Origin of the sequence: Micromonospora globbae (genome assembly GCF_036184225.1) — a bacterium.
GTDB lineage: Bacteria > Actinomycetota > Actinomycetes > Mycobacteriales > Micromonosporaceae > Micromonospora > Micromonospora globbae.
In genome coordinates, this window is the sequence record NZ_CP108084.1 from 1,181,472 (window position 1) to 1,207,236 (window position 25,765).

Annotated in this window: 24 protein-coding genes; 21 read left to right on the top strand and 3 right to left on the bottom strand. The window is 73.5% G+C overall.

The features are described from left to right. Window positions 1–16 precede the first annotated feature (16 nt). The 11 genes from OG994_RS05225 (at window position 17) to OG994_RS05275 (ending at window position 11,428) form a co-directional block, all read left to right on the top strand. On the top strand, window positions 17–1,075 hold the full coding sequence (locus OG994_RS05225) for an ABC transporter permease (RefSeq protein WP_120326413.1): 1,059 nt from the start codon (window positions 17–19) through the stop codon (window positions 1,073–1,075). Then, complete coding sequence (locus tag OG994_RS05230) at window positions 1,065–2,147, top strand: ABC transporter permease (RefSeq protein ID WP_328852382.1); 1,083 nt, start codon at window positions 1,065–1,067, stop codon at window positions 2,145–2,147. The genes OG994_RS05225 and OG994_RS05230 overlap by 11 nt, the downstream gene beginning before the upstream one ends. A 34-nt stretch (window positions 2,148–2,181) precedes the next feature. Further along, window positions 2,182–3,267, top strand: coding sequence for a rhamnose ABC transporter substrate-binding protein (gene rhaS / locus OG994_RS05235; protein WP_328852383.1), 1,086 nt, complete (start codon window positions 2,182–2,184; stop codon window positions 3,265–3,267). Window positions 3,268–3,331: 64 nt separating this feature from the next. After that, window positions 3,332–3,685, top strand: coding sequence for an L-rhamnose mutarotase (locus OG994_RS05240; protein WP_120326410.1), 354 nt, complete (start codon window positions 3,332–3,334; stop codon window positions 3,683–3,685). Further along, entirely contained in the window at window positions 3,682–4,863 is a 1,182-nt protein-coding gene (gene rhaI / locus OG994_RS05245; protein ID WP_328852384.1) for an L-rhamnose isomerase, read from the top strand. Before OG994_RS05240 ends, rhaI begins: the two co-directional genes overlap by 4 nt. A gap of 38 nt (window positions 4,864–4,901) precedes the next feature. Then, window positions 4,902–6,935 carry a bifunctional aldolase/short-chain dehydrogenase gene (locus OG994_RS05250; protein ID WP_328852385.1) on the top strand — a complete coding sequence of 678 codons (2,034 nt, stop codon included), beginning with the start codon at window positions 4,902–4,904 and terminating at the stop codon, window positions 6,933–6,935. Between the two features lie 15 nt (window positions 6,936–6,950). Next, the gene (locus OG994_RS05255; protein ID WP_120326407.1) at window positions 6,951–7,166 is read left to right on the top strand and encodes a helix-turn-helix domain-containing protein; all 216 of its coding nucleotides are present in this window, start codon (window positions 6,951–6,953) and stop codon (window positions 7,164–7,166) included. Next, window positions 7,163–8,593 carry a rhamnulokinase gene (locus OG994_RS05260; protein WP_328852386.1) on the top strand — a complete coding sequence of 477 codons (1,431 nt, stop codon included), beginning with the start codon at window positions 7,163–7,165 and terminating at the stop codon, window positions 8,591–8,593. The genes OG994_RS05255 and OG994_RS05260 overlap by 4 nt, the downstream gene beginning before the upstream one ends. A 2-nt stretch (window positions 8,594–8,595) precedes the next feature. Continuing rightward, window positions 8,596–9,369 carry a (Fe-S)-binding protein gene (locus OG994_RS05265; protein WP_328853666.1) on the top strand — a complete coding sequence of 258 codons (774 nt, stop codon included), beginning with the start codon at window positions 8,596–8,598 and terminating at the stop codon, window positions 9,367–9,369. After that, complete coding sequence (locus OG994_RS05270) at window positions 9,366–10,796, top strand: lactate utilization protein B (RefSeq protein ID WP_120326405.1); 1,431 nt, start codon at window positions 9,366–9,368, stop codon at window positions 10,794–10,796. The genes OG994_RS05265 and OG994_RS05270 overlap by 4 nt, the downstream gene beginning before the upstream one ends. Next, on the top strand, window positions 10,778–11,428 hold the full coding sequence (locus OG994_RS05275) for a LutC/YkgG family protein (RefSeq protein ID WP_328852387.1): 651 nt from the start codon (window positions 10,778–10,780) through the stop codon (window positions 11,426–11,428). Before OG994_RS05270 ends, OG994_RS05275 begins: the two co-directional genes overlap by 19 nt. Window positions 11,429–11,442: 14 nt before the next feature. On the opposite strand, the gene OG994_RS05280 is transcribed toward OG994_RS05275, so the two are convergent. Next, window positions 11,443–12,249: a sigma-70 family RNA polymerase sigma factor gene (locus tag OG994_RS05280; protein WP_328852388.1), complete on the bottom strand. Its 807-nt coding sequence runs from the start codon at window positions 12,247–12,249 to the stop codon at window positions 11,443–11,445. Between the two features lie 223 nt (window positions 12,250–12,472). Here OG994_RS05280 and OG994_RS05285 point away from each other — a divergent pair, with 223 nt between their 5' ends. Continuing rightward, window positions 12,473–12,934, top strand: a complete 462-nt coding sequence (locus OG994_RS05285) for a carboxymuconolactone decarboxylase family protein (protein ID WP_204985114.1) — start codon at window positions 12,473–12,475, stop codon at window positions 12,932–12,934. A 78-nt stretch (window positions 12,935–13,012) separates the two neighbouring features. Then, window positions 13,013–14,611, top strand: a complete 1,599-nt coding sequence (locus OG994_RS05290) for a glycosyltransferase 87 family protein (RefSeq protein ID WP_328852389.1) — start codon at window positions 13,013–13,015, stop codon at window positions 14,609–14,611. A gap of 160 nt (window positions 14,612–14,771) precedes the next feature. Here OG994_RS05290 and OG994_RS05295 read toward each other — a convergent pair whose 3' ends face one another. Continuing rightward, window positions 14,772–15,173 (bottom strand): hypothetical protein, encoded by a 402-nt coding sequence (locus tag OG994_RS05295; RefSeq protein ID WP_120326401.1) that lies wholly within the window; start codon window positions 15,171–15,173, stop codon window positions 14,772–14,774. A 281-nt stretch (window positions 15,174–15,454) separates the two neighbouring features. Here OG994_RS05295 and OG994_RS05300 point away from each other — a divergent pair, with 281 nt between their 5' ends. Together OG994_RS05300 and OG994_RS05305 are read left to right on the top strand one after the other, a co-directional pair. Next, window positions 15,455–17,635, top strand: a complete 2,181-nt coding sequence (locus tag OG994_RS05300; protein ID WP_328852390.1) for an amylo-alpha-1,6-glucosidase — start codon at window positions 15,455–15,457, stop codon at window positions 17,633–17,635. Window positions 17,636–17,735: 100 nt separating this feature from the next. Continuing rightward, window positions 17,736–18,896 (top strand): CapA family protein, encoded by a 1,161-nt coding sequence (locus OG994_RS05305; RefSeq protein WP_120326399.1) that lies wholly within the window; start codon window positions 17,736–17,738, stop codon window positions 18,894–18,896. A 64-nt stretch (window positions 18,897–18,960) separates the two neighbouring features. On the opposite strand, the gene OG994_RS05310 is transcribed toward OG994_RS05305, so the two are convergent. Further along, window positions 18,961–19,719 (bottom strand): FadR/GntR family transcriptional regulator, encoded by a 759-nt coding sequence (locus tag OG994_RS05310; protein WP_240032731.1) that lies wholly within the window; start codon window positions 19,717–19,719, stop codon window positions 18,961–18,963. A gap of 136 nt (window positions 19,720–19,855) precedes the next feature. Between OG994_RS05310 and OG994_RS05315 the strand changes: the two genes are divergently transcribed. From OG994_RS05315 to OG994_RS05340, 6 genes are all read left to right on the top strand, one after another. Further along, entirely contained in the window at window positions 19,856–21,145 is a 1,290-nt protein-coding gene (locus OG994_RS05315) for an ABC transporter substrate-binding protein (protein ID WP_120326397.1), read from the top strand. Between the two features lie 75 nt (window positions 21,146–21,220). Beyond that, on the top strand, window positions 21,221–22,171 hold the full coding sequence (locus OG994_RS05320) for a carbohydrate ABC transporter permease (RefSeq protein ID WP_204985113.1): 951 nt from the start codon (window positions 21,221–21,223) through the stop codon (window positions 22,169–22,171). After that, a complete protein-coding gene (locus tag OG994_RS05325; RefSeq protein ID WP_328852391.1) occupies window positions 22,168–22,983 on the top strand; it encodes a carbohydrate ABC transporter permease in 816 nt (271 codons plus the stop codon). The genes OG994_RS05320 and OG994_RS05325 overlap by 4 nt, the downstream gene beginning before the upstream one ends. A 4-nt stretch (window positions 22,984–22,987) precedes the next feature. Continuing rightward, window positions 22,988–24,136 carry a galactonate dehydratase gene (gene dgoD / locus OG994_RS05330; RefSeq protein WP_328852392.1) on the top strand — a complete coding sequence of 383 codons (1,149 nt, stop codon included), beginning with the start codon at window positions 22,988–22,990 and terminating at the stop codon, window positions 24,134–24,136. A 5-nt stretch (window positions 24,137–24,141) separates the two neighbouring features. Continuing rightward, entirely contained in the window at window positions 24,142–24,777 is a 636-nt protein-coding gene (locus OG994_RS05335; protein WP_240032730.1) for a bifunctional 4-hydroxy-2-oxoglutarate aldolase/2-dehydro-3-deoxy-phosphogluconate aldolase, read from the top strand. Beyond that, a complete protein-coding gene (locus tag OG994_RS05340; RefSeq protein WP_328852393.1) occupies window positions 24,774–25,727 on the top strand; it encodes a sugar kinase in 954 nt (317 codons plus the stop codon). Before OG994_RS05335 ends, OG994_RS05340 begins: the two co-directional genes overlap by 4 nt. Window positions 25,728–25,765: the final 38 nt, after the last annotated feature.

Consider the following 25,765-nt stretch of genomic DNA (forward strand, 5'->3'; position numbering starts at 1 on the left):
GGAGCGAGGTGGCGGCATGAGCGTCACTGCTGGGGCGCCGGAGCGCGTCGACGGCCACCCGCCCACCGGCCCGGACCCGCGGCGCCGCGGCCTCGCCGAGCGGCTGCTCGCCGTACGCGAGCTGAGCCTGCTGCTCGCGCTCGCCGCGCTGGTCCTCGTCACCACGCTGCGCAACGAGCGCTTCCTGAGTGGGCAGAGCGTCAAGGACCTGCTGCTGGGCTGCGCGATCCTGGTGATCCTCGCGGTCGGGCAGACGCTGGTCATCGTCACCCGCAACGTCGACCTGTCCGTCGGCTCGATCCTCGGCCTGGTGGCCTTCGCGACCGGCTCCCTCTTCCTTGCCGCGCCCGGCACACCCTGGCCGGTGGCGCTCCTGCTCGGCGTCGCGCTCGGCGCGCTGTGCGGGGTCGTCAACGGCGGGCTCATCGCGGTGGCGAAGGTGCCGGCACTCGTCATCACCCTCGGCACCCTCTACGCCTTCCGCGGCGTCGACTACTACTGGGCCTCCGGGCGGCAGATCAACGCCGCCGACATGCCCCGGTCCTTCCTGCGCCTGGGCAACCAGACGGTGCTCGGCGTACCCGTGCTCTTCCTGGTGGCGCTCGTGGTGGTCGCCGTCGTCGGCTACTACCTGCGCGCCTACCGCAGCGGCCGCGAGCTGTACGCCATCGGCTCCGAGCCGGCGGCGGCGCGGCTCTCCGGCATCCCGGTCGGCCGGCGGGTCTTCGCGGTGTTCGTCGCCAACGGCGCGCTCGCCGGGCTCGCCGGCGTGCTCTACGCGGCCCGGTTCGGCACGCTCGACGCGGCCGCCGGCACGGGCCTGGAACTCCAGGTCGTGGCGGCCGCCGTGGTCGGCGGCGTGGCGATCTTCGGCGGCAGCGGCAGCGCCTACGGTGCGGCGCTCGGCGCCGTCCTGCTCACCACGATCGGCAGTTCGCTGGCCGTCCTGCGCATCGACCCGTTCTGGCAGCAGGCCGTGGTCGGCGCGCTCATCCTCGCCGCCATCGGCCTGGACCGGCTCCTGGCCGTGCGGATGGCGGCCCGGCTCAGAGGGAGAAGCGCTCATGGCGCATGACAGCCTGTACGCCGCGCCGCCCGTCGGCGCCGAGGCCGAGCCGCCCGGCGCCGGCGGCGAGCGGGGGGCGGGCCGCCTGGCCGGGCTGCGCGGCGCGCTCGGGTCCTGGGACGCGGCGGTCGTGGCCGCGCTGGTGGTCGCCACGCTGCTGGCCAGCGCGACGGTGCAGAACTTCGCCACCGGCCGCAACGTCCAGTTCCTGCTGCTCGACCTGGTGCCGCTGGCCCTGCTCGCGCTGCCCATGACGCTCATCGTCATCACCGGCGAGATCGACCTGTCGGTGGCCAGCACCGTCGGCCTGTGCAGCACGCTCATGGGTCAGATGTGGCTGTCCAGCGGGCTGTCGCTGGAGCTGATCTGCGTGCTCGTGGTGCTGCTCGGCGCCGTGCTCGGCGCGGTCAACGGCGTGTTCGTCACCGGTTTCGGGCTGCCGTCGCTGGCCGTGACCATCGGCACGCTCGCCCTGTACCGGGGACTGTCCTTCGTGGTCCTCGGCGACCAGGCGGTGGCCGACTTCCCGGCCGACTGGACGGCCGCCGCCGTCCGGAGCATCCCCGGCACGTCGATCCCGGCCGCGGTCGTCCCGGTGCTGCTGCTGGCGCTCGTGTTCGGCGTCGTGCTGCACGCCACGCCGGCCGGCCGGGCGCTCTACGCCATGGGCAACAACGACCAGGCGGCCACCTTCGCCGGCGTGTCCGTGGCGCGGACGAAGTTCTGGCTGTTCGTGGCCTCGGGCGCGGTCTGCGGTCTGGTCGGCGTCTTCTGGACGCTGCGCTACGCGAGCGCCCGCGGCGACAACGCCACGGGGCTCGAACTCACCGTGGTGACCGCCGTCCTGCTCGGCGGCGTGTCGATCTTCGGCGGGCGCGGCGGCCTGATCGGCGTGGTCGCCGGCGTCCTGCTCCTCGGCGTGCTGCGCAACGCGCTGCAACTCGCCGACGTCGACGCCAACGCGTTGACGATCGTCACGGGGGCGCTGCTCATCGCCTCCGTCGTGCTGCCCAACGCGGTCGCGGACGTCCGCGGCCGGCTGCACCGCCGACGACAACGCGCCACCCCCGTCGCGCGGTGATTCCCCCACCACCAGATCCCCCGGAAGGATAGCGATGTCCGCGTACCGCAGAAGACTCCGTGTCGGGGCCACCGGCCTCACCGTCGCCGCACTGCTGCTCACCGCCACCGCCTGCGGCGGCACCACCCGGGAGAACTCCGGCAACGAATCCGGCGGCGGCAGCCAGGCCAGCGGCGCCGCCAACCCGGACGCGCCGATCAAGGAGGGCCTCAAGATCGCCTTCCTGCCGAAGCAGGTGAACAACCCCTACTTCACGGTCTCGGACAACGGCGGCAAGACGGCGGTCACCGAGATCAAGGGCGAGTTCAAGGAGGTCGGCCCGTCCGAGGCCAGCGCCTCGTCGCAGGTCAGCTACATCAACACCCTGTCCCAGCAGGGCATGGACGTGATCGTCACCTCGGCGAACGACCCGAACGCGATCTGCGGCGCGCTCAACCAGGCCAAGGCGGCCGGCGCCAAGATCGTGACGTTCGACTCCGACACCAAGCCGGAGTGCCGGCAGATCTTCGTCAACCAGGTGACGGCCGAGGGCATCGCCGAGAACCAGGTCAAGCTCATCTCCGAGCAGATCGGCGGCGAGGGCGAGATCGCCATCCTCTCCGCGACCGCCAACGCCACCAACCAGAACGCCTGGATCGAGCTGATGAAGGAGGAGTTGAAGAAGCCCGAGTACAGCAAGATCAAGCTGGTCACCGTCGCGTACGGCAACGACGAGGACCAGAAGTCGTTCCAGGAGACCCAGGGCCTGCTCCAGTCGTACCCGAACCTGAAGGGCATCATCTCGCCGACCACCGTCGGCGTGGCCGCCGCCGCCCGCTACCTCAGCGGGTCGCAGTACAAGGGCAGGGTCAAGCTCACCGGCCTGGGCACCCCGAACCAGATGCGCGAGTACGTGAAGGACGGCACGGTCGACGCGTTCGCCCTGTGGAACCCGGCGGACCTCGGCTACCTCGCCGCGTACGCGGGCGCCGCGCTGGCCTCCGGCCAGATCACCGGCGCCGAGGGCGAGAAGTTCACGGCCGGCAAGCTCGGTGAGTACACCGTCGGCAAGGACGGCGTGGTCGTCCTCGGGCCGCCCACCGTCTTCGACAAGAACAACATCGACCAGTTCGACTTCTGACCGCCGCCGGTGGTGCCGGCGCGCCGGCGCCGGCACCACCGACGGAGGCACCGACGGGAGAACCATGCCCCGCGTCTGCTTCACCCTCCAGGTCGATCCCGCCCGGCTGGACGAGTACCGCGCCCGGCACGAGCGGGTCTGGCCGGAGATGCTGACCGCGCTGGCGGAGTGCGGTTGGCACGACTACTCGCTCTTCCTCCGGGAGGACGGCCTGCTCGTGGGGTTCCTGGTGACCGACGACTTCGCGGCGGCCCAGGCCGCCATGCAGGCCCGCGACGTCAACGCCCGCTGGCAGGCGGAGATGGCGTCGTTCTTCCTCGACCTCGACCAGGACACGCCCGACCGCGCCATGCGGCCGCTGGACGAGGTCTTCAACCTTGCGGCTCAGCTCGCCGCGCAGACGGGAGAAACTCCATGACCCACCCCGACGCGCCGACCCGGCAGCGGGTCACGCAGGCCCTGCGCAACCAGCGCATCGAGACCCCTTCCTGGGCGTACGCCAACTCCGGCACACGCTTCAAGGTGTTCCCGCAGGAGGGTGTGCCGCGTGACCCGTACGAGAAGATCGCCGACGCGGCCATGGTGCACCGGCTCACCGGGGTGGCCCCGACCGTGGCGCTGCACATCCCGTGGGACCGCGTCGACGACTACGCGGACCTGGCCCGGTACGCGACCGACCAGGGCGTCACGCTCGGCGCCATCAACGCCAACGTGTTCCAGGACAACGACTACAAGCTGGGCAGCGTCACCAACCCGGACCCGGGTGTCCGGCGCAAGGCGATCGACCACCTGCTCGAGTGCGTGGACATCATGGACCGCACCGGGTCGCGGGACCTGAAGCTGTGGTTTTCCGACGGCACCAACTACCCCGGTCAGGACGACATCCGGGCGCGCCAGGACCGGCTGGCCGCCGCGCTGCGCGAGGCGTACGACCGGCTCGGCGACGACCAGCGGCTGCTGCTGGAGTACAAGCTGTTCGAGCCGGCCTTCTACACCACCGACGTCCCCGACTGGGGCACCGCGTACGCGCACTGCCTGGAACTCGGCCCGAAGGCGCAGGTCGTCATCGACACCGGCCACCACGCCCCGGGCACCAACATCGAGTTCATCGTGGCGTTCCTGCTGCGCGCCGGGAAGCTCGGCGGCTTCGACTTCAACTCCCGCTTCTACGCCGACGACGACCTCATGGTCGGCGCCGCGGACCCGTTCCAGCTGTTCCGGATCATGCACGAGATCGTCCGCGGCGACGCGCTGCGGCCGGAGGCCGGGATCGCGTTCATGCTCGACCAGTGCCACAACATCGAGCCGAAGATCCCGGCGATCATCCGGTCGGTGATGAACGTGCAGGAGGCCACCGCGAAGGCGCTGCTCGTCGACGCGGACGCGCTGGCCGCCGCGCAGCGCGCCGGTGACGTGCTGACCGCCAACGCGGTGCTCATGGACGCGTACCACACCGACGTCCGCCCGATGCTCGCCGAGCTGCGGGCCGACATGGGGCTGGACCCCGACCCCATCGCCGCGTACGCCCGCTCCGGCTACTTCGCGCGCATCCGCGCCGAGCGCGCCGGCGGGCAGCAGGCCGGCTGGGGCGCCTGACCACCACCGACGACACGCGACACAGGGACGTGAGGACGATGCATTCCGAGGTTCAGGCGCTGATCGCGCGGAGCAACCGGCTCGGCGCCGACCCGACCACGACGAACTACGCCGGCGGCAACACCTCGGCGAAGGGCCGCGACACCGACCCGGTCACCGGCGGGCCCGTGGACCTGCTGTGGGTCAAGGGGTCCGGCGGTGACCTCGGGACGCTCACCGAGGCCGGTCTCGCCGTGCTCCGGCTGGACCGGCTGCGCGCCCTCGTGGACGTCTACCCCGGGGTCGACCGGGAGGACGAGATGGTGACGGCCTTCGACTACTGCCTGCACGGGCGGGGCGGGGCGGCGCCGTCCATCGACACGGCGATGCACGGCCTGGTCGACGCCGCGCACGTCGACCACCTGCACCCCGACGCCGGCATCGCCATCGCCACGGCCGCCGACGGTCCCGAGCTGACCAAGGAGATCTTCGGCGACCGGGTGGTGTGGGTGCCGTGGCGGCGGCCGGGCTTCCAGCTCGGCCTGGACATCGCGGCCGTGGCGCGGGCCAACCCGCAGGCGATCGGCGTCATCCTGGGCGGGCACGGGATCACCGCCTGGGGTGCGACGAGCGAGGAGTGCGAGCAGCGCTCGCTGGAGATCATCCGGACGGCGCAGGCGTTCCTCGACGAGCGCGGCCGGCCGGAGCCGTTCGGCCCGGTGGTCGAGGGCTACGAGCCGCTGCCGGTCGACGAGCGGCGTGCGCGGGCCGCCGCCCTGGCGCCGGTCGTCCGCGGCCTCGCCTCGACCGACCGGCCGCAGGTCGGCCACTTCACCGACAGCGACGTCGTGCTCGACTTCGTCGCCCGCGCCCGGCACCCCGAGCTGGCGGCGCTCGGCACGTCCTGCCCGGACCACTTCCTGCGCACCAAGGTGCGGCCCATGGTGCTCGACCTGCCGCCCACCGCGCCGCTCGACGAGACGATCGCGCGGCTGCGGGAGCTGCACGCCGCGTACCGCGAGGACTACCGCGCCTACTACGAGCGGCACGCGAGCGCGGACAGCCCGCCGATGCGCGGCGCCGACCCGGCCATCGTGCTCGTGCCGGGCGTCGGCATGTTCAGCTTCGGCGCCAACAAGCAGACCGCGCGGGTGGCCGGCGAGTTCTACGTCAACGCCATCAACGTCATGCGCGGCGCCGAGTCGGTGTCCCGGTACGCGCCCATCGACGAGGCCGAGAAGTTCCGCATCGAGTACTGGGCGCTGGAGGAGGCGAAGCTGAAGCGGATGCCGAAGCCGAAGCCCCTCGCCACGCGGATCGCGTTCGTCACCGGCGGCGGCTCCGGCATCGGCCGGGCCATCGCCCACCGGCTCGCGGCCGAGGGCGCCTGCGTCGTCGTCGCCGACCGCGACGCCGACGCGGCCGCCACCGTGGCCGCCGAGATCGGGAACGCCGACGCGGCGGTCGCCGTCACCGCCGACGTCAGCGACGGCACGGCCGTGGCCCGTGCCCTGCGCGAGGCCGTGCTCGCGTTCGGCGGGGTGGACCTGGTCGTCAACAACGCCGGGCTGTCCATCTCCAAGCCGCTGCTGGAGACGACCGAGGCGGACTGGGACGTGCAGCACGACGTGATGGCCAAGGGGTCCTTCCTGGTCTCCCGGGAGGCCGCGCGGATCCTCGTCGACCAGGGCATGGGCGGCGACATCGTCTACATCTCCAGCAAGAACTCGCTGTTCGCCGGCCCGAACAACGTCGCCTACGGCGCGGCCAAGGCCGACCAGGCGCACCAGGTGCGCCTGCTCGCGGCCGAACTCGGCGGCCACGGCATCCGGGTCAACGGCGTCAACCCCGACGGCGTGGTCCGCGGCTCGGGCATCTTCGCCGGCGGCTGGGGCGCCCAGCGCGCCGCCGTGTACGGGGTGCCGGAGGAGAAGCTGGGCGAGTTCTACGCCCAGCGCACCCTGCTCAAGCGGGAGGTGCTGCCCGACCATGTGGCCAACGCCGTCTTCGTGCTCACCAGCGGCGAGCTGTCGCACACGACGGGGCTGCACGTGCCCGTCGACGCCGGCGTCGCCGCGGCCTTCCTCCGCTGAGCCGGTGGGTGGCCGATGACGACGACGCGGGTGGGACGTCCGGTGCTCGACGAGGAGGATCTGCGGCTGCTGCGCCTGCTGGCGGCCGGCCTGCCGGTGGAGACGGTGGCCCGGCGGTTGGGGCTCTCCGAGCGCACCGTCCGCCGGCGGGTGCGGGCGGTCTGCGACCGCCTCGGCGTGACGGCGCCCATCCAGGCGGTGGTGTGGGCGGCGCGGCGGGGGCTGCTGTGAGCGGCGTCCGCCTCGCCGCCGTGGACCTCGGCGCCGGCAGCGGCCGGGTCATGGTCGGGCGTGTCGGCCCCGGCACGCTCGACCTCACCGAGGTGCACCGGTTCGCCAACGAGCCGGTGCGGGTCGCCGGGACGCTGCACTGGGACATCCTCGCCCTGCACCGGGGCGTCCTCGACGGGCTGCGCGCCGCCGGCCCGGTGACCAGCGTCGGCATCGACTCGTGGGCGGTCGACTACGGGCTGCTCGACGCGTCCGGCGCGCTGCTCGGCAACCCCGTGCACTACCGCGACACGCGCACCGACGGGGTGGCCGAGCGGACGGCCAAGCACCTGGGGGAGGGGCGCCTCTACGCCACGACCGGGTTGCAGCACCTGCCGTTCAACACCCTCTACCAGCTCGCCGCCGCGGCCGGCACGCCGCAGCTGCAGGCCGCCCGCCGGCTGCTGCTCATCCCGGACCTCATCGGGTACTGGCTCACCGGAGAGGTCGGCGCCGAGATCACCAACGCCTCCACCACCCAGCTGTACGACCTGCGCCGCCGGGCGTGGGCCACCGACCTCATGGTGGACGCGGGCATCCGGCCGGAGCTGTTCCCGCCGCTGCGCGAACCCGGCACCCGCATCGGGCCGGTGCTGCCCGAGCTGGGGCTGCCCGGCGAGCCCGACGTGGTGGCCGTCGGCTCGCACGACACCGCGTCGGCGGTGGTCGGCGTCCCGGCCTCCGGCGCGAACTTCGCGTACGTCTCCTGCGGCACCTGGTCGCTCGTCGGCGTCGAGCTCGACACCCCGGTGCTCACCGAGGAGAGCCGGCGCGCGAACTTCACCAACGAGACGGGCGTCGACGGCACGATCCGCTACCTGCGCAACGTGATGGGGCTGTGGCTGCTCCAGGAGTCGGTGCGGGTCTGGGGCGGGAGCGACCTGCCCGACCTGCTGCGACGCGCGGCCCGGGAGCCCGCGTTCCGGTCCGTCGTGGACCCCGACGACCCGGTGTTCCTGCCGCCGGGGGACATGCCGGCCCGGATCGCCGACGCGTGCCGGCGCGCCGGGGAACCCGTGCCGGCCACGCCGGCCGCCACCGTCCGGTGCATCCTCGACAGCCTCGCGCTCGCGCACCGCCGCGCCGTGCGCCAGGCGCAGGAACTCTCCGGCCGGCACGTCGACGCCGTGCACGTCGTCGGCGGCGGCGCCCGCAACGCGCTGCTCTGCCAGCTCACGGCGGACGCCTGCGGGCTGCCGGTGCTCGCCGGTCCCGTCGAGGCCACCGCGTTGGGTAACGTGCTGGTGCAGGCGAGGGCCGCCGGCGTCGTCGACGGCGACCTGGCGGCGCTGCGGGCCCTGCTGCGCGAGACCCAGCGGATCGTGCGGTACGAGCCGCGCGGCGACGAGGCGGCGTGGGCCGCCGCGCAGGACCGGATGGGCGGGTGAGCATGCGGATCGCGCTCTTCGTGACGTGCCTGGCCGACACGCTCTTCCCGCAGGCGGCCGTGGCGACCGTACGGCTGCTCGAACGGCTCGGCCACGAGGTGGTCTTCCCGGAGGGGCAGACCTGCTGCGGGCAGATGCACGTGAACACCGGCTACCAGGCCGAGGCCCTGCCGCTGGTGCGCCGCCACGTGCGCACCTTCGAGCCGTACGACGTGGTGGTCGCCCCGTCCGGCTCGTGCGTGGGGTCGGTGCGGCACCAGCACGCCATGGTGGCGCGCGGCGCCGGCGACGAGCGGCTGGCCGGCCGCGCGGAGGCGGTGGGCCGCCGCACGTACGAGCTGTCGGAGTTCCTCGTGGACGTGCTCGGCGTGACCGACGTGGGCGCCTACTACCCGCACCGCGTCACGTACCACCCGACGTGCCACTCGCTGCGCATGCTGCGGGTGGGTGACCGGCCGCTGCGGCTGCTGCGGCAGGTCCGGGGGCTCGACCTCGTGGAGCTGCCGCAGGGCGAGCAGTGCTGCGGCTTCGGCGGCACGTTCGCCGTGAAGAACGCCGACACCTCCACGGCGATGCTCGCCGACAAGCTGCGCCACGTCCTGTCCACCGGCGCGGACGTCTGCACGGCGGGGGACGCCTCCTGCCTCATGCACATCGGCGGCGGGCTGTCCCGGCTGCGCACCGGCGTCCGCACCGTGCACCTCGCGGAGATCCTCGCCTCCACGGAGTCGAGCGGCCCGGCCGGGCCGGCGGAGCGGACGGCGGTGACCGCATGAGCCGGACCTTCCTCGGCATGCCGGCCACCGCGCCGCGCGGTGTCGGCCACCTGCGCGGCGACGAGCCGTTCCCCGCCGCCGCCCGGCGCGGCCTCGCCGACCCGCAGCTGCGGCGCAACCTCGGGCACGCCACCACCACGATCCGCGCGAAGTCCGGCGCGGTCATCCGCGAGCTGCCCGACTGGGAGCAGCTGCGCGCCGCCGGCTCCGCCATCAAGGCCGACGTCCTGGCCCGGCTGCCGGAACTGCTCGAACAGCTGGAGGCGGCGGTCACCGCCGCCGGCGGCACGGTGCACTGGGCGGCCGACGCGGTGGCCGCCAACCGGATCGTCACGGACCTGGTCGCCGCCACCGGCAGCGACCGCGTCATCAAGGTCAAGTCGATGGCGACCCAGGAGATCGGGCTCAACGAGGCGCTGGAGGCCGCCGGCATCACGGCCGTGGAGACGGACCTGGCCGAGCTGATCGTGCAGCTCGGCGAGGACCGCCCCAGCCACATCCTGGTGCCGGCCATCCACCGCAACCGCGCCGAGATCCGCGAGATCTTCCTGCGCGCCATGCCCGGCGTCGACCCGGGCCTCACCGACGACCCCGCCGCGCTGGCGGCCGCCGCCCGCCGGTACCTGCGCCAGACGTTCCTCACCACGCCGGTGGCCGTGTCCGGCGCCAACTTCGCCGTCGCCGAGACCGGCACCCTCGCCGTCGTGGAGTCCGAGGGCAACGGGCGGATGTGCGTCACGCTGCCCGAGACGCTGATCACCGTGATGGGCGTCGAGAAGGTGGTGCCGACGTGGCGCGACCTGGAGGTGTTCCTGCAACTGCTGCCCCGCGCGTCCACGGGGGAGCGGATGAACCCCTACACGTCGATGTGGACGGGCGTCACCCCCGGCGACGGCCCGCAGGCGTTCCACCTCGTGCTGCTCGACAACGGCCGCAGCGCCGTCCTCGCCGACGAGGTGGGTCGGCAGGCGCTGCACTGCATCCGCTGCTCGGCCTGCCTCAACGTCTGCCCCGTCTACGAACGGGCCGGCGGGCACGCCTACGGCTCGGTGTATCCCGGGCCCATCGGCGCCGTGCTGTCGCCGCAGCTCACCGGCGTGGCGGACAACGCCTCGCTGCCGTACGCCTCGACGCTCTGCGGCGCCTGCTACGACGCCTGCCCCGTGAAGATCAACATTCCGGAGCTGCTGGTGCACCTGCGCGACCGGGCGCCCCACCCGAGGGCCGAGGCGGCGGCGATGGCCGCGGCCGCGTACGTCATGGACCGGCCGGCGCTGTACGCGGCCGCGCAGCGCGGCGCGCGGCTCAGCCGCCTCGCGGGCCGCCGCGGCCGGGGCCTGCCCCCGCCGCTGTCCGGCTGGACCATCGGCCGTGACCTGCCGCAGCCGCCGCCGCGGACCTTCCGGGAATGGTGGGCACGCCGGTGAACGGGCGGGACGAGGTCCTCGCCCGGCTGCGGGCCGCCCGCGGGGCCGCGCCGGCCGCGCCCGCCGAGGTACCGCGGGCGTACCGCCCGGCCGGCGCCGCCGCCGACGTCGACCTGCTGGTGCGGCGACTCACCGACTACCGGGCCACCGTGCACCGGTGCGACGAGGACGCGGCCGCCCAGCCGGCGGACGCCGTGGCGCGGGTGGTCGACGCCGTCCTCGGCGGGCGCCGGGTCGTGGTCCCGCCGGGCCTGCCGGCGGGCTGGCTGCCCGGCACCGTCGACGCGGTGACCGACGACGGCCTGACCGCCGGGCAGATCGCCGCCGTCGACGGGGTGGTCACCGCGGCGGCCGTGGCCGTCGCCGAGACCGGCACGGTCGTCCTCGACGGGGCGCCCGACCAGGGCCGCCGGATCATCACGCTCCTGCCCGACGTGCACGTCTGCGTGCTGCGCACCGACCAGGTGGTGGCCGGCGTGCCGGACGCCGTGGCGCGGCTCGACCCGCGCCGCCCGCTGACCTGGATCAGCGGGCCGTCCGCCACCAGCGACATCGAGCTGGACCGGGTGGAGGGCGTGCACGGCCCCCGGAACCTGCACGTGGTCCTCCTACCGCCCGCCCCGCGGGGCTGAGCCCGGGGGGCCGGTCACCGCGACGCCGGCTCGCCCACCACGACGTCGAGCGCGGCGACCCGCTCCGGGTCGACCACCGACTCGATGGCGAGGATCCGGTCGCCGACGACGAAGGTGAGCGCGACCCTGATCTGCCCGTCGACGACCACGACGGCGCCCGGGGCGGCGTCCACGTACGCGGGCACGGCGGCCTGCGCCCGGCCGTTGAAGAAGGCCGCCACGGCGGCCGAGCCGCGGGCCTCCGGGGTCGCCGCCTGGTGGGTGGCCGCCACGTCCGCCCGCAGGACGACGTGGGGGTCCAGCAGGGCGACCAGGTCGTCGAAGCGACCCTCGCGGGAGGCGGCGAGGAACGCCTCGACGACCCGCCGCTGACGGGCCGGGTCGACCTCGACGTGCCCCGAGAGCTGGACGCGGCGGCGCGCACGGCTGGCGATCTGCCGTACGGCGGCGGCGCTGCGGTCGACGACCGGGGCGATCTCGTCGAAGGAGACCGCGAACATGTCGTGCAGCACGAACACGAACCGCTCGGTGGGCGCGAGGGTGTCCAGGACGACCTGGAGGGCCCGGCCGACCGACTCGGTGAGCACGGCCTCCCGCTCCGGGTCGGCGGGCTCGACGTCGACCGGGCCCGGCGGCTCCCCGCCGTCGTCCCACGGCTGCTCCGGCCGGACGCCGCGCGCCCGCAACCGGTCCAGGCACACCCGGCCCACCGCGGTCGTCAGCCAGCCGGGAAGGTTGTCGATCTCATCGGTGCCGGCCCGGCTGAGGCGCAGCCAGGTGTCCTGGACCGCGTCCTCGGCCTCGGCGGCGGAGCCCAGCATCCGGTGGGCCACCGCCGCAGGCGGGGCCGCTGCTCCTCGAAGTGCCGCGCCAGCAGGTCGTCGTCGTTCATGGATCCCTCACCTCGATCGCCGTCCGGAGGCGCCGATGTGACCGCGGCCACATCTGTCACACCGCCGGCCCGGCACCCGACATCCCTGTGAACCCCGCCGGGACGTCGGCACCACGACGACTCCGGCCAGCCTAGAGGACAGGACGGACACCATGACCATCGAGCCCCGTATCGTGAATCCCGCCGGGTTGCTCCCGGAGTCGATCAAGGCCATCAACCTGCTGCACAAGGCGGCGCACTCGGCCGGCGTGCCGGGCAGCACCCTCGAGCTGGTGCACCTGCGGGCCAGCCAGATCAACGGGTGTGGCCCCTGCGTCGACGCCGGAGCCCGGGGGATGCGCAAGGCCGGGGAGACCGACGAGCGGCTGTTCGCGGTCGCCGCCTGGCGGGAGACGCCGTACTTCACCGACGCGGAGCGGGCCGCGCTGGCGCTCGCGGAGGCCGCGACCCGCCTCGCCGACCGGGCCGACGCCGTACCGGACGACATCTGGGCCGAGGCCGCGCGGCACTTCAACGAGAAGGAGCTGGCGGCGATCGTGCTCTGGGTGGCCACCACCAACTTCTTCAACCGGATCAACGTGACCACCCGGCAGCCGGCCCCGCAGGACTGGTAGGACCGGCACCGCGGAGCCGGGGCGGGGGCGGCTCCGCGCCGCCCCCGCCCCGGTCCGCCGGAGCCCTATCCTGGCCCGATGGGTGATCGACGCGTATGGCCGTTGTGGACCGTCTTCGCAGTGGTCGCGCTGGCCTCGGCGGCGCTCGTCCTCCGGCGTGACGACCGCCTCTCCGACCTGCACATCTACTACGGCGCCGTGTCCGACCTGCGCGCCGGGCGCCCTCTGTACGGGTACGTCGCGGAGAACGGGGGCCCCTTCACCTACCCGCCGTTCGCCGCGCTCGTGCTCTGGCCGATCACGCTCGTGGCCGAGCCGGTCGTGCAGGTGCTGTGGATGCTGGCGACGTGCGCGGCGGTGGTCGCCGTCGCCGTGCCGGTGGGCGCCGCGCTGGCGTCCGGACCGTCGCGTCGCCGGACGGTCGTGGCGGCCGTGGCGTTGGCACTGATGCTCTCCGCGCCGGTGCAGAGCAACCTGCGCTTCGGCCAGGTCAGCATCTTCGTCGTGTTGCTGGCGTTGCTCGACGGCATGGGCGTCGTCCCGCCGCGCCTGCGCGGTGTGCTGGTCGGGGTGGCGTCGGCGATCAAGCTGACCCCGCTGCTGTTCGTCGTCTACTTCCTCGCCGTGGGTCGCTACCGCGACGCGGCGCGGGCGGCCGGGACGTTCGTGGCCTGCGCGGGGATCGCCGCGGCCGTTCTGCCCGCGGAGAGCTGGACCTACTGGGCCGGGACGGTGGCCGAGACCAGCCGCATCGGCAACCTCGCCTCGCTCGGCAACCAGTCCCTGCACGGCATGCTGCTGCGGCTGGGCGTCGACGGGGCGTCGCTGCCGGTGCTGTGGGCCGCGCTGGTGGCGGCGATCTGCGTGGTGGCACTGCTGCGTGCCCGGCGGCTCGCCGCGCAGGCCCGTCCGGGGCACGCCGCCGTGCTCGTCGGCTGCGCCACCGTGGCCGCCTCGCCGGTCTCGTGGACCCACCACCAGGTGTGGCCGGTGCTCGCCGCCATGCTGCTGATCGGCACGTCCGGGGTGGCTCGCAGGGCGGCCGGCGCCGCGCTGCTGGTGACGATGGTGGTGTCGTTGGGAGCCGTCCTCGGTGCCGTGTCGATGCGACCGGGAGTGCAGTTCCTGTTCGAGAACGCCCGCGCGCTCGGCGTCGTGGCGCTCTGCCTGACCGGGTTCGGCGGGGTCGCGGTGGCCGCCGCCCGGACCCGCCGCTCCGGCACCCGTCGCGCCGCGCTGCGCGCGGGCGTCGCCGCCGCGACCGCCCTCGCGTTCTTCGCCGTGCAGCCGCTGCCCGCCGGCGCCGATCCGACCTTCAAGGCGTACGCGCTGGAGGACGTTGCCAACCCCCGTTACTTCTTCGTCTGTCGTGGGGCGGTCGAGTGCGCCACGTACGGCAGCGGAGACCCGGTCACCTTCGGCACCCGGACCGAGAAGACGAAGGTGCGGGTGAACGGGGTGGTCTCGCCGAGCGTGGCGCGCCTCGAGTACTACTCGGCTCCGGGTGGGGCGCCGCGGGTCATCCCGCTGCTGGCCGCGTATCCCGGCTCCCGACTCTTCTCCTTCCGGTCGGCGACCATGGCCCACGGCCGTCTCGTGGCGTACGACGTGGACGGCCGCCCGATCGCCACGTTCGACGACGAACTCGCGGCCGCCTTCGACGCCGCCGCCGGCTGACGCCCCACCCGTCGACCGCGCTCGCCAACACGTCCGCGCCGCCGGGGCGGCGCGCCCAGCGCCAACGCGCCGCCGGGACACGGGCAGCTCGACGCGCGGGCCGGCCGTCGAGCGCCCGCCGCCGTCAGGGCCGGCTGCCGGCGCCCTGCGTCCGGCCGGTTCAGGCGGCCGGCAGCCCCTCGTGGTTGAGGTAGAGGACGACCCGGAAGGCGGTGCCGTCGTCGTGCAGCAGGAAGGACGACGAGAGCCGCACCGGCGGGCCGCCGGCGGTGCGGGAGGCGTCCCAGTCCCCGCGTGCCAGCACGTACGCGTCGTCCAGGCGCTGGCAGTTGACGCCGGTCAGGACGGGGGCGTCGAGGCCGGCGTCGGCGAACGCGCGCTCCCGCGCCGGCAGGGCGGCGAGGAACGCGGCGCGCGGTACGGGCCGGGCGCCCGTGGCGTCGGCCAGCAGGAACGGGTCGGCGAAGTGCGCGGCGGCGCCCGCGGGGTCGGTGGCCCGGGAGAAGGTGGCGAGGAAGGCACGGACGCGGCCGTCGAGGGTGGCGGTGGGAGTGTCGGTCACGGCGCCACGCTACCAGCGTGAAACGGGCATAATACCATAAAACTTCGACCAGATCAAGTGCCGACCGGTGCGTCCGCCCTCGTCCCTTCGGCCGGTACGCGCCCCGGGAACGCCCACGTGTACGGGCCGGCGCGGCGGGTAGACGCGGCCGTCGGGCGTGCCCGCGTCGCCGGTTGCCGCCGGGAGGCGGGCCGTGGAGATGGGGCCGGGGGCATGGTGCTGGCGTGGGAAGTCGCTGCGCGGGGTGATCGCGGTCGTACGGCCGGCGGCCGGGAGCGCCGGTGACGCCGGCGGTGCGGGGCGTGCGGGTCCGCCCCGACCTGCTCTACCTGGCCAGCGGCTGGAGCACCCTGGTCACCGACGTGCGCGGGCGGATCACCGGCGGCGATCCCCAGGGCTTCTTCGCCCGCAACACCCGGGTCCTCAGCCTGGAACGGCTCACGGTGGACGACCGCGAGCCCGTCCCGTTCAGCACGGCGACGGTACGCGGGCACGCGCAGGTCTCGTACGCCGAACTCGGTGACGGGGAGCGCCTGCCGTCGCGGGCGGCGTACCTGGTGGTGGAGCGTTTCGTCGGCGCGGGACTGCGCACCCGGCTCACCGTGCTCAGCTTCGCCGACCGGGCGCTCACGACGCGCGTGCGGGTCGCGCTCGCGGCGGACTTCGCCGACACCACGGAGGCGGAGACGGGCGACCGGCGGCAGCACGGCGACGTCGGCGTGGCGTGGGACGCGGCGGCGCAGGAACTGCGCCTGACCTACCTGCGCGACGACCTGGACCGCGCGGTGGTCGTCCGCGCCGAGGGCGACGCGCCGGTCCGGTACGCGGACGGCGTCCTCGGCTGCGACCTCGACGTCCCGGCCGGCGGGCGTGCCCGGGTGGACCTGCTCGTGGAGCCCGTCTTCGACGGTGAGCGCCTTCCCGCCCCGCCGCCGGCGTTCACCGACGCCGCCACGGCCGCGGGCACCACCGGTGGCGACGGTCGCGCGGCCGCCGCCCGGGCCCGGCTGGCCCGCGAACTGACCCGGCTCACCACCAGCAACGGGGACGTCATGGCGGCCTGGCGGTGCGCCGTGGACGACCTCAGCGTGCTGCCGCTCGGCGAACCGGCCGGGCCCACGGCACCGATGGCCGGGCTGCCCATCTACCAGGAGATCTTCGGGCGCGACACGATGACCGCGTCCTGGCAGGCGCTGCTCGCCGGTCCGACGATGCTCGCCGACAGCCTCCGGCTCGCCGCGCGGCACATCGGCCGCCGGATCGACGACTGGCGCGACGAGGAGCCGGGCAAGCCGCTGCACGAGGCCCGGCAGGGACCGCTGTCGCAGCTCGGGATCGACCCCTTCCGCGCCTACTACGGCGACTGGTCCACCGGTCCGGACTTCCTCGTCTTCCTCGGCCAGTACTACGCCTGGACGGACGACCGGGACCTGCTGCGGGAGCTGCTGCCGACCGCCCGCCAGGTGCTCGGCTGGCTCGACCGGTTCGCCGACCTGGACCGCGACGGCTTCCTGGAGTACCACCGCCGGTCCCGCGCCGGGTTGAAGAACCAGGGGTGGAAGGACTCGGACACGGCCGTCGTGGACGAGCACGGGCGGGTCGTGCCGAACCCGATCGCCACCAGCGAACTGCAGGCGTACTGGTACGCCGCGCTGCGGCACGCCGCCGTGGTCTTCACCGCCACGGGGCACGCCGCGCTCGCCGGCCGCCTCGTGGCCCGGGCCGCGGCCCTGCGCCGCCGCTTCCACCGGGCCTACTGGCTGCCGGACCAGGGCTGCTACGCGATGGCCCTCGACCCCGACAAGCGTCCCGTGCGCTCCGTCAACTCCAACGACGGGCACCTGCTCGCCACCGGGATCGTGCCGCCGCGGTACGCCTGGGCGGTCGCCGACCGTCTGCTCGCGCCCGACATGTTCAGCGGCTGGGGGGTGCGGACGCTGTCCGCCGCGCACCCGGCGTACAACCCGTTCAGCTACCACCGCGGCAGCGTCTGGCCGGTCGAGGCGGGCACCATCGGCCTCGGGCTGGCCCGCTACGGCTGCTGGGAGCATCTGCACCGGCTGGCCGAGGGCACCTTCTCGGCGGCGGCGCTCTTCGCCGACCACCGTCTCCCGGAGGCCCTCGGCGGCCTGCCCCGCGACGCCGACCATCCACACCCCGGCGTGTACCCGAACTCGTGCTCGCCGCAGGCCTGGTCGGCGAGCGCGGTGATCGCGCTCGTGCAGGCGATGCTGGCGTTGCGGCCCGCCGCGTCGCTGCGCACGATCTTCGTGGATCCGCACCTGCCCGAGTGGCTGCCCGACCTGGTGCTCACGGGCGTGCGGGTCGGCGACCGCACAGTGGACCTCACGGTCCGCCGCCGTCGCGGCGGGCGCACCACCGTCCGGGCCACGGGGGACCGGATCACCGTGGTCCGGCGCCCGGCCCGCCGGGCCGCGGCCGCCCGCCGGCACCGCCGCTGACCATCGCCCGGCGCGGCCTCCCGGCTCTCGTCGGCGGGCCGGGCCGGGAGTTTTCCCGTTCGTCCCGTGGCGCGCGGAAGGCGCGGCATCATGTTCCGTTATGAGAAGAAAGCCCGTTCTGGCGGTACTGCTGGCCGCCGTGCTGGCGGCGGGCTGCGAGGCGCCCGCGCCCGAGCCCACCCGCCGGACGGCTGCCCCGACCACGGGCGCCGCCGTCCCGGCGCCGCCGGCCACCCTCACGGTCGTGGCGGCCGGTGACCTGCTCGTGCACCCTCCGTTGAGCGAGCAGGCAGCCGCCGACGCCCGCCGCGCGGGCCGGGACGGGCACGACTTCACCCAGGTGCTGGCCGCCGTCCGTCCCCGGGCGAGCGCCGCCGACCTGGCCATCTGTCACATGGAGACGCCGCTGGCCGAGCCGGACGGGCCGTTCACCGGCTGGCCGAACTTCAGCGTGCCGCCGCAACTGGCCGACGCCGCGGCGTGGGCGGGTTTCGACACGTGCTCCACCGCGTCCAACCACTCCCTGGACACCGGGGTCGAGGGCATCGCCCGGACGCTCGACAACCTGGACCGGGTGGGCCTGCGGCACACGGGCACGGCCCGGACCGCGGCGGAGGCCCGGCGCCCCAACGTCCTCGACGTCAAGGGCGTGCGGGTCGGTCACCTGTCGTACACGTTGAGCTTCAACGACATCCCGCTGCCCGACGGGCGACCGTGGGCGGCGAACCTCATCGACGCCGACGCGATCCGGGCGGAGGCCCGGCGGGCCCGGGAGGCCGGCGCGGAGATCGTCATCCTCTCGATGCACTGGGGGACGGAGTACCAGCACGAACCGAACGCCGACCAGGTGGACCTCGCCCGCGAACTGCTGGCGTCGCCGGACATCGACCTGATCGTCGGGCACCACGTGCACGTGGTGCAGCCGTTCGAGAAGATCGGCCGCAAGTGGGTCGCCTACGGCATGGGCAACCTGACCGCCCGGTTCGCCGACGGCTCACCGGAGGAGACGCAGGATGCGGTCGTCCCCGAGTTCACCTTCACGCGTACGGCCGGGGGCCGCTGGGAGGTGACGGAGGTGACCGTCCTACCGACCTGGATGGAGTACCGGCCGCTGGCCCGGGTCGTGGACCTGACGGCCGCCGCCGCCAACCCGACGTCGCCGGCCTGGCAGCGTGCGCGGTACGCGGCCGTCGTCCGCCGGATCGCCGGCCACGTGGACCTGCGGGGCGCCGTGGCGGCCGGCCTGCGCATGCCGCACTGAGCGGCGGGCCCGTCCCGGGCGCCCGGCCGGTCCCCGGCCCGCGCGCCGGGGCGGCCTGCGTGGTCTAGCCGCGGACCGGCTCGGCGGACTGCTCCCACAGCGACCGCATCTCGTCGAACGCCTGCTCCAGGAGCTGCGCCATGGCGCGCCGGGCGCGCTCGCCGTCGTGTCGCTGGATCGCCTGGGCCACCTCGGCGTGCAGGTGCAGGGCCTGCTCGTGCGGGTGGTGCGGCATGAGGTGGTGCTTGTGGCGGCCGGTGAGCACCTCCGCCACCAGGTCCTGGAGCCGCAGGAACATCTCGTTGCCGGACGCGAGCAGCACCCGCCGGTGGAACTCGATGTCGAGGCGGAGGAACCGGTCCTCGTCGCCGGCCTTGCCGGCGGCCCACATCTTCGCGGCCAGGCCCACGAGGTCGCTCGCCTCCTCGTGGGTGGCCCGGGTGGCGGCCAGCAGGGCGGCGTGCGGCTCGACGGCGGTGCGCAGCTCGGTGATCGAGCGGAGCTGGGCCATCCGGCCGTTGGAGGCGAGACGCCAGCGGATCACCTGCGGGTCGAAGACGTTCCACGCGGTCGCGGGGCGGATCAGCACGCCCACCCGTCGGCGGGTCTCGATGAAGCCGATCGAGGCCAGCACGCGCAGCACCTCACGGACGACCGAGCGCGACACCGCGTAGCGCTCCACCAGGTCGTCGATGTTGAGCACCGACCCGGGCGCCAGCTCGCCGCCGCAGATGGCGGTGCCGAGATGTTCGAGGACGCGCGCGTGCAGCCCCTCGACAGGGGAGGTCTCGACGGCTGCAACCCCTGAGGAGGTCCCTTCCACGCCAAGGATCATATCAGTTGGATCAACCCCTTGAATAAGTCAGCTTTTTACGCCTAGCATCCCGTCGTTAAGCGGATGTAAACAGCGAGGTAGCGCCTCCGCCGAGGCCGCGACCACGACAGAAGGAGAGACAAGCGTGCGACGTCGATCGATATTCGGCACATCTCTTGCCGTGGTCGTCGCCATGGGCCTGTCCGCCTGCGGCGGCGGGGACGGCGGCGACAGCGGGTCCACCACCCTGCGCGTGACGCTGGTGAACCACGTGTGGACGGAGAACATCAAGGCGGCCCTGCCGGAGTTCGAGAAGCAGTCCGGTCTCAAGGTCGAGGTGACCCAGCTCGGTGAGGACCAGCTGTCCGACCAGTACAACGTCAAGCTGAACGCCGGGTCCAGCGACATCGACGTGATGATGTACCGGCCCCTGCAGGAGGGCAAGCTCTTCGCCAAGAACAAGTACCTCGCCGACCTGACCGACCGGGCCAAGTCGGACAGCGCCTTCGAGTTCGGCGACTTCCAGGCCGCGCCGGTCCAGGCCACGACGTACGAGGACAAGGTGGTCGGCATCCCGATCATCACCGAGCAGGAGGTCCTCTACTACCGCAAGGACCTGCTGGAGAAGTCCGGCTTCAGCGCGCCGCCGAAGACCCTCGACGAGCTCAAGGCCCAGGCCGCCAAGGTCGAGGCCGACAACCCGGGCGTCGCCGGGTTCGTGGCCCGCACCGGCAAGGCCGCCGCCGTCACCCAGTTCTCCAGCTTCCTGTACAGCTTCGGCGGCGACTTCGTCGACGCCAACGGGAAGGCCTCGGTCAACACCGAGCAGGCCAAGCAGGCGTACGCCTACTACGGCGGCCTGCTGCGCGACCACGGGCCGGAGAACATCAGCACCGACATGAGCTGGTCGGAGGCGATGGCCATCTTCACCCAGGGCAAGGCCGCCTTCTACACCGAGGCCAACTCGCTCTACAAGAACGCCACCGACCCGGCCAAGTCCAAGGTGGCCGACACCGTCGGCTTCGCGGCCTTCCCGGCCGGTCCGGCCGGCTCGAAGCCGTACAACATCCCCTCCTGGGCGCTCGGCGTCAACGACGCCTCGGAGAACAAGGACAACGCCTGGAAGTTCATCCAGTGGGCCGCGGGCAAGGAGCAGTCCCTGGCGCAGCAGAAGGCCGGCGTGCCGGGCGCCCGCGCCTCGGTGTGGGCCAACCCGGAGGCGACCTCGACCTACCCGAAGGACCTCGCCGAGGCCACCACGGTCAGCACCGCCAACGGCGTCGGCCACGACCGGCCGCTGGTCGTAAAGGTCGCCGAGGCGCGGGAGATCGTCGGCCAGCCGATCGTCGACGCGATCACCGGCAAGGACTCGGCCGCATCGGCCGACGCGGCCAACGAGGCGTTCCAGAAGTTCCTCGACGACGAGTCGAAGTAGCCCCACCGCGACGGTGGCGGAGTCGACGGCTCCGCCACCGTGCCGGTCCCTGGCCCTGCGAACCCGGAGACCCCCATGTCCACCCTCACCACCCCCGTCACGACATCACCCGAGGCCCGTCCGGTGCCGCCGGAGGGGTCGGCCTGGTCGCGCTGGGCCAACGCGCACCGCAAGTGGCTCTTCGCGGCACCCGCCATGACGTTCGTCGCCGTGCTGATCGTCATCCCGGTGGTGTGGACCGGGTACCTCAGCCTCACCGACGCCGAGGGCTCGGTCCGCGCCGAGAGCGAGTTCATCGGGTTCCAGAACTACCTCGACGTGCTCCGCGACACCGACCGGTTCTGGCCGGCGGTCTGGCGTACGGTCGCCTTCACCGGCGTCGTGCTCCTCGTCGAGGTCGTCCTCGGCATGGCCATCGCCCTGCTGCTGTGGCGCCCGTTCCGTGGCGAGCGGTGGGTGCGCGTGGCGATCCTGCTGCCGCTCGTGGCCACCCCCGTGGCCGTCGGCATGATGTGGCGCCTGATCTTCGACCCGAACATCGGGATGGCCAACCAGATGCTCGGCTGGTTCGGCATCGGCCCGCAGCCGTGGCTCGCCGGCCAGCACTCGGCGCTGCCCACCACGATGTTCATCGACATCTGGCAGTGGACGCCGATGGTCGTGCTGATCCTGCTCGCCGGCCTGACCTCGCTCTCCGACGAGCCCCAGGAGGCCGCCCTCATCGACGGCGCCAGCACCTGGCAACGGTTCCGGCACGTCACCCTGCCGCTGCTGATGCCGACCGTCATCGTCGCGATCCTGCTGCGCGGCATCGACGCGCTGAAGACCTTCGACATCCTCTACGCCACGAAGGGCCGCGGTGGCGGCTCCTTCCACGAGGTGGAGACGCTCAACGTGTACGCCTACGGGCTGAGCTTCGACTACAACGACTACGGCGTCTCCTCGACCGTCCTCATCATCTTCTTCCTGATCATCATCGGGGTGATGTGGGCCCTGACCTACCGCAAGAAGGGGTTGGAGCGATGAGACCGAGCCGTCCGTACCGGGTCTTCCGTGGGGTGGCGCTCGCCGTCGTGGTCGTCGGCCTGATCGCGCCGCTGCTGTGGATGATCGCGGCGTCGTTCAAGACCAACGTGGACATCTACGACACGGCGAAGACGTTCTCGTTCTCGCCGACCCTGGACAACTACGCCAACGTCCTCCAGCGGGCGAACTACGTGCAGTACATCGGCAACAGCCTCTGGGTGGCGTTCGCCGCCACGGTGCTCTCGCTCGTCCTCGGGGTGCCGGCGGCGTACTCGATGAGCCGCTTCAACATGCGCCGGTCGGCGCTGGTGGTGCTCATGGCCCGGGTGATCCCCGGCGTGTCGCTCCTGGTGCCCTGGTACTACGTGTTCTCGAACCTGCGGATGGTCGGCGGGTTCACCGTGCTGATCCTGAGCCACATGTTCGTGTCGCTGCCGTTGATCGTCTACATCATGATGGGCTACTTCGACGGCCTGCCGACCGAGCTGGAGGAGGCGGCGCTCGTCGACGGGCTCACCCACATCGGCGCGTTCCGCCGCATCACGATGCCGCTGTCCGTGCCCGGCATCGCCACCGCCGGCATCCTGTCGTTCATCTTCTCCTGGAACAACTTCATGTTCGCGCTCGTGCTCTCCGGCGCCGACACCAAGACGCTCCCGGTGGCGATCTTCGACTTCGTCGGCTACGCGAGCATCGACTGGGGCGGTCTCATGGCGGCGGCCACCGTGGTCACCCTGCCGATCATGGTGATCGCGCTGTTCGTGCAGAAGTACGTCGTCTCCGGCCTCACCGCCGGCGCCACGAAGGGATGACGGAATGACGACGATCGCACGGGTGGAGACGTTCCTCGTGGCGCCCCGGTGGCTGTTCGTCCGGGTCGAGACCGCCTCGGGCATCGTGGGCTGGGGCGAGGCGACCTGCGAGGGCCGGTCGGAGACCGTCCGCACCGCCGTCGAGCAGCTCAGCGAGGTGCTCGTCGGCCGGGACGCGCTGCGGATCGAGGACCACTGGCAGGTCATGACCAAGGGCTCCTTCTACCGGGGCGGCCCGATCCTGGCCAGCGCCGTCGCCGGGCTCGACCAGGCGCTGTGGGACATCGCCGGCAAGCACTTCGGCGCGCCGGTGCACCAGCTGCTCGGCGGCCCCGTCCGGGACCGGATCCGGGTGTACGGCTGGGTCGGCGGCGACGAGCCCGCCGAGGTGCGCGACCACATCGCCGCCGCCGTGGAGTCGGGACTGACCGCGGTGAAGATGAACGCGTCGGGGCGGATGAGCTCGGTGGCGTCCGTGGCGGAACTCGACGCCGTGGTGCGGCGCGTGGCCGCCGCCCGGGAGGTGCTCGGCGAGGACCGGGACGTGGCCGTCGACTTCCACGGGCGGTTCAGCCTCGCCAACGCCCGCCGGGTCGCGCCGCTGCTCGAGCCGTACCGGCCGTTCTTCCTGGAGGAGCCGGTGGTGCCGGAGAACTCGCACCTCATCGGCGAGTTCGTCCGCTCCACCAGCACACCCGTCTCGACGGGGGAGCGGCTCTACAACCGGCAGGAGTTCCTGCCCGTGCTCCAGGCCGGCATCGCGGTCGCGCAGCCGGACCTGTCGCACGCCGGCGGCATCACCGAGGTACGCAAGATCGCCGCGCTGGCCGAGGTGTACGACGCGCAGCTCGCCCCACACTGCCCCCTCGGGCCGATCGCCCTGGCGGCGTGCCTCCAGGTCGGTTTCGCCACCACCAACTACCTCATCCAGGAACAGAGCATCGGCATCCACTACAACCTCGGTGCCGAGGTGCTCGACTACTGCCTCGACAAGACGCCGCTCACGTTCGTGGACGGCTACGTCGAGCGGCTCACGGGGCCGGGGCTCGGCATCGAGATCGACGAACACGCGGTGCGCACCGCGGACAAGCGCGGCCACGCCTGGCGCAGCCCGACGTGGCGGCACCTCGACGGCTCCTACGCGGAATGGTGAACGAGATGACCCTGAACCTCACTGCCGAACTCGGCGCGGCCCGCATCCTCGCGATCATCCGGGGGACCTCCACCTCCGCGGCGATCGCCGCCGGGACCGCCCTGCTGGAGGAGGGCGTCCGCGTCGTCGAGGTCGCCCTCACGACCCCCGACGCGCCCCGGGCGGTCGCGGCGCTGCGTGCGGCGGCGCCCGCCGGGTCGCTGGTCGGCGCGGGCACCGTGCTCACCGCCGGTGACGTCGCCGACGTGGCGGCCGCCGGGGCACAGTTCGTGGTGACCCCCGCCGTCGTCGAGTCGATCACCGAGGCGGCCCGCCGCGGCATCCCCGTCGCCGCGGGGGCGTTCACGCCCACCGAGGCGTACACCGCCGTGCGGATGGGCGCGTCGGTCGTCAAGCTGTTCCCGGCCTCGGTGGGCGGTCCCGCGTACCTCAAGGCGGTGCGCGACCCGTTCCCCGACATCCCGTTCGTCGCGGTGGGCGGCGTGGGCCTGGACGACGTGCCGGCCTACCTGGCCGCGGGCGCCGTCGCGGTCGGCGTGGGCGGCCCGCTGGTCGGCGACGCCGCCTCCGGCGGCGACCTGGACGCGCTGCGGGCGCGGGCGCGCACCTACCTCTCGGCCGTCTCGGGAGCGCGCGCGTGAGCGCCGTCGACCTGCTCACCTTCGGCGAGGCCATGGTGTCGCTGCGCGCGGCCGGCCCGCTCGCGACGGGCGCGGCGCTGAGCATGCACCTGGCCGGCGCCGAGTCCAACGTGGCCGTCGGCGTGGCCCGGCTCGGCCACCGGGCCGCCTGGGTGGGGCGCGTGAGCACCGACGAGTTCGGCGAGTACGTCCTGCGCCACCTGCGCGCCGAGGGCGTCGGCGTGGACGGGGTGACCCGCGACGCCGAGCGGCAGACCGGCCTCATGTTCCTCGAACAGCGCTCGGCCGACCTGACGCGGGTGCAGTACTACCGGGCCGGGTCGGCGGGCTCGGCGCTGCGCGTCGACGACCTGCGGGCCCCGCTCGCCGCCGGGGCGCGGATGCTGCACCTGACCGGCATCACCCCGGCGCTGTCGGACAGCGCGCGCGAGGCCACCGAGTGGGCGGCGAAGACCGCCGCCGCGGCCGGGATCCCCGTCTGCCTCGACGTGAACTACCGTGCCCGCCTCTGGTCCCGCGAGGCCGCCCGGGCGGTGCTCACCCCGCTCGCGGCGTACGCCTCGACCGTCGTCGCCTCCGCCGACGAACTCGACCTCGTCGGCGAGCCGGGGGCCGACGAGTCCACGACGGTGGCGGAGCTGTTCGCGCGCGGGGTCACGACGGTCCTCGTCAAGCTCGGCGCGGACGGCGCGCGGGCGCACACCCCGACCGGCGTCGCGCACGCCGGCGTGCTCCCCGTGACCGCCGTCGACACCGTGGGGGCCGGGGACGCCTTCACCGCCGGCTACCTGTCCGGCTGGTTCGACGGGCTGGACCTGCCGGACCGCCTGCGCCGGGCGGCCACCGTCGCGGCCTTCGCCGTCTCCACCCGCGGCGACTGCGAGGGGCTGCCCCGCCGCGCCGAACTCTCCCTCCTCGACGGCCACGAGGCGGGCAGCGTCCTGCGCTGACCGCCGCCGCACCACAGCAGAAGAAAGGCACCACCCCT